Annotated in this window: 2 protein-coding genes; both read right to left on the bottom strand. The window is 73.6% G+C overall.

Translation table 11 applies throughout. The annotated features are described in order from the left end of the window. Nucleotides 1-1,341, bottom strand: a 1,341-nt coding sequence (locus N869_RS13825) for a TPM domain-containing protein (RefSeq protein WP_035062538.1), incomplete at its 3' end; no start/stop codon positions are given. Between the two features lie 62 nt (nucleotides 1,342-1,403). Beyond that, nucleotides 1,404-3,056 carry a DNA repair helicase XPB gene (locus tag N869_RS13820; protein WP_035062535.1) on the bottom strand — a complete coding sequence of 551 codons (1,653 nt, stop codon included), beginning with the start codon at nucleotides 3,054-3,056 and terminating at the stop codon, nucleotides 1,404-1,406. Between the last annotated feature and the right edge of the window lie 200 nt (nucleotides 3,057-3,256).

The raw sequence follows: 3,256 nt of genomic DNA, 5'->3' as shown, positions 1-3,256 counted from the left end.
CGCCGCGTCCAGGCGCTGGCCCGCCTCGGCGAGCGCCGGGCCGGCACGGTCCACCGCGTCCAGCAGCGTCGTGCACTGGTCCAGCGCCGACTCCGCCGCCCGCGCGTACGCCACGGCCGTCCCCCGGTCCTCGCGCCCCAGGGCCTCCCGTCCCTGACCCACACCTGCGTGCACCTCCTCCAGCAGGGCCCGCACCTGGTCCGGGTTCTGCCCCACAGACGCCAACGACCCCGCCGGGTACCTGCGCTGCAGCTGCTCGAGGACCACCCGCGCCTGCTCCACCCGACCGTCCAACGACCGGGCCCGCTCCTGGAGCTGGTCCAGCGCCTCCGGGGCGCGCGCCTGCAGGTCGCGCAGCTCGTCGAACCGGGCCGTCTGCTCCTGCAACCGGCCCGTCACCTGCTCGCACACCTGCAGGATGCGCGAGGAGTGCTCGCGCACCTGCGGCTCCGGGGTCGAGTCCTCCAGCTCCTGGTTCAGGTGGAACGCCTCGGTGACCTGCTCACGGGCCCACACCAGCGTCTGCTCGAACTCCGCGGTCACGTCCGCCCCGAACTGCGCCTGCGCGAACCCCAGCTCCTGGTCGGCGCTCCGCAGCACGTCGTCCACCGCCACCAGCGCCGACCCCGCCCGCTGCCGCAGCACCGGCGTGGGCTCGCCCTGCGCAGCGCCCGCGGCCTGCCCCCCCGAGGGCTTGCGGCTCAGGGACCGGGCCGCGAGCACCCCGCCGATCACCACGACCCCCACCACCAGCAGGACCAGCAACCCACCGCCACCGCCACGCGCCGGCGCGCCGGCAGGGTCCTGGGGGTCGGTCACGTCGACACCCGGCTGGGTCGCGCCCGTCGCGACCTCGATCAGCGTCTGGGCGCCCGTGATCGCGGCACCGGCCCAGTCCTCGGCACGCAACTGGCTCTCGACCGCGGCCGTCACCGTCCCCAGCCGGTCGTACACCGCGACGTCCGGGTCGGCGGACAGGTAGTACATGCGGTCCTCGACCGCGACCGCCAGCAGCAGGTCGTCCACACCCAGCCCGGAGTCGATCGCCGTGGTGTCGGCCCAGTCCTCCGGCGCGCTGCCGGCGAAGTCGTCCACGAACACCACGAACAGCTGCAACGGCGTCTGGTCCGACAGCTGGTCCAACGCGTCCTGGACCTCCGCCTCGCGTCCCGTGAGCACCCCCGCACGGTCCGTGATCTCCTCACGCACCACCAAGGACGGCTCGGCCGCCGCCGGCAGGGCCAGGACGGCGGCGAACCCCAGCAGCGCCACCACCGCGACGGCGACCCGCACGACAGCGGCAGGGGCAGGCAGGGGCGAGGACACGGTGAGGTGAGGCACCCACCGATCCTCGTCTGCCACCCCCACCGGAGGCAACGACCACGCCCCGTGCGGCCCCGACCTCACCCGTTCTCGGGCGCCAGCAGGTCCTCCGCGTCGACGATCCGGTAGGCGTAGCCCTGCTCGGCCAGGAACCGCTGCCGGTGCGCGGCGAACTCCTGGTCCACGGTGTCCCTGGCCACCACCGCGTAGAAGTGCGCGGTGCGACCGTCGGCCTTGGGTCGCATCACCCGGCCCAGGCGCTGGGCCTCCTCCTGCCGGGACCCGAACGCCCCGCTGACCTGGATCGCGACCGTCGCCTCGGGCAGGTCCACCGAGAAGTTCGCCACCTTCGACACCACCAGCCGCCGCACCTGCCCGGACCGGAACTCGTCGAACAGGCGCTGGCGCTGCCGCACCGTCGTCTCACCGGTGATCAACGGGGCGTCCAGCTGGTCGGCGAGCAGCTCGAGCTGGTCCAGGTACTGGCCGATCACCAGCACCTGGTCCTCCGCGTGCCGGGCCACCAGCTGCTCCACGACCCGGTTCTTGCCGGCAGCGCTCGCGGCGAGCCGGTACTTGTCCTCCGGTTCGGCGGTCGCGTAGGTGAGGCGGTCGCGCTCGGGCAGGGTCAGGCGCACCTCGACGCAGTCGGCGGGCGCGATGTACCCCTGGGCCTCGATGTCCTTCCAGGGAGCGTCGAACCTCTTGGGGCCGATGAGCGAGAACACCTCGTCCTCACGGCCGTCCTCGCGCACGAGGGTGGCGGTCAGGCCCAGGCGGCGGCGGGCCTGCAGGTCGGCGGTCATGCGGAAGATGGGAGCGGGCAGCAGGTGGACCTCGTCGTAGAGGATGAGCCCCCAGTCGCGGGCGTCCAGGAGCTCCAGGTGGGTGTAGACGCCCTTCCGTCGGGTGGTGAGCACCTGGTAGGTGGCGATCGTGACGGGGCGGATCTCCTTGCGGGTCCCGGAGTACTCGCCGATCTCGTCCTCGGTGAGGGTGGTGCGGCGCACGAGCTCCTCACGCCACTGGCGGGCCGAGACCGTGTTGGTGACCAGGATCAGGGTGGTGGTGCCCGAGCGGGCCATCGCACCCGCGCCCACCAGGGTCTTGCCGGCGCCGCAGGGCAGGACCACCACCCCGGAGCCCCCGTGCCAGAACCCCTCGACGGCCTGCTGCTGGTAGGGGCGCAACGACCACCCGTCCTCGTCCAGGGAGATGGGGTGGGCCTCGCCGTCGACGTACCCGGCGAGGTCCTCCACGGGCCACCCGAGCTTGAGGAGCACCTGCTTGAGGTTGCCCCTCTCGCTGGGGTGCACGACGACGTCGTCGGCGTCCAGGCGCGTGCCCACCAGGCCGGCGGTCTTGCGTGAGCGCAGCACCTCCTCCAGGACGGCGCGGTCCAGGGCGTGCAGCACCAGCCCGTGGGTGGGGTGGTCCACCAGCTGCAGGCGTCCGTAGCGGGACATCGTCTCGGCGACGTCGACGAGCAGGGCGTGGGGGACGGGGTAGCGGGAGTGCTCCAGGAGCACCGAGACGACCTGCTCGGCGTCGTGGCCCGCGGCGCGGGCGTTCCACAGGCCCAGGGGTGTGAGCCGGTAGGTGTGGACGTGCTCGGGTGCGCGTTCGAGCTCGGCGAACGGGGCGATCGCGCGGCGGCAGGCGTCGGCGTCGGGGTGGTCGACCTCGAGCAGCAGCGTCTTGTCGCTCTGCACGATCAGCGGTCCGTCGGGCATCGGGCTCCTGCGGGTCCTGGGCCCGTGCGTGGGCCGGTGGGTGGTGCGTCAGTGGTGCGTCAGTGGTGCGGGGGTGGTGCGTGGCTGCGGGTCAGACGGGTCGGGCGTCGGCGATCCGGTGGACGGCCACGGTCAGCTCGGCCTCCCGCCCGGGGTCGACGGCCCGCAGCCGGCCGCCGTCCACGCGCAGGGGTCGCAGG

The organism is Cellulomonas bogoriensis 69B4 = DSM 16987 (assembly GCF_000767165.1).
Lineage (GTDB): Bacteria > Actinomycetota > Actinomycetes > Actinomycetales > Cellulomonadaceae > Actinotalea > Actinotalea bogoriensis.
The sequence above is the reverse complement of the archived record's forward strand: the minus strand, read 5'-3'. Positions and strand labels throughout refer to the sequence as shown.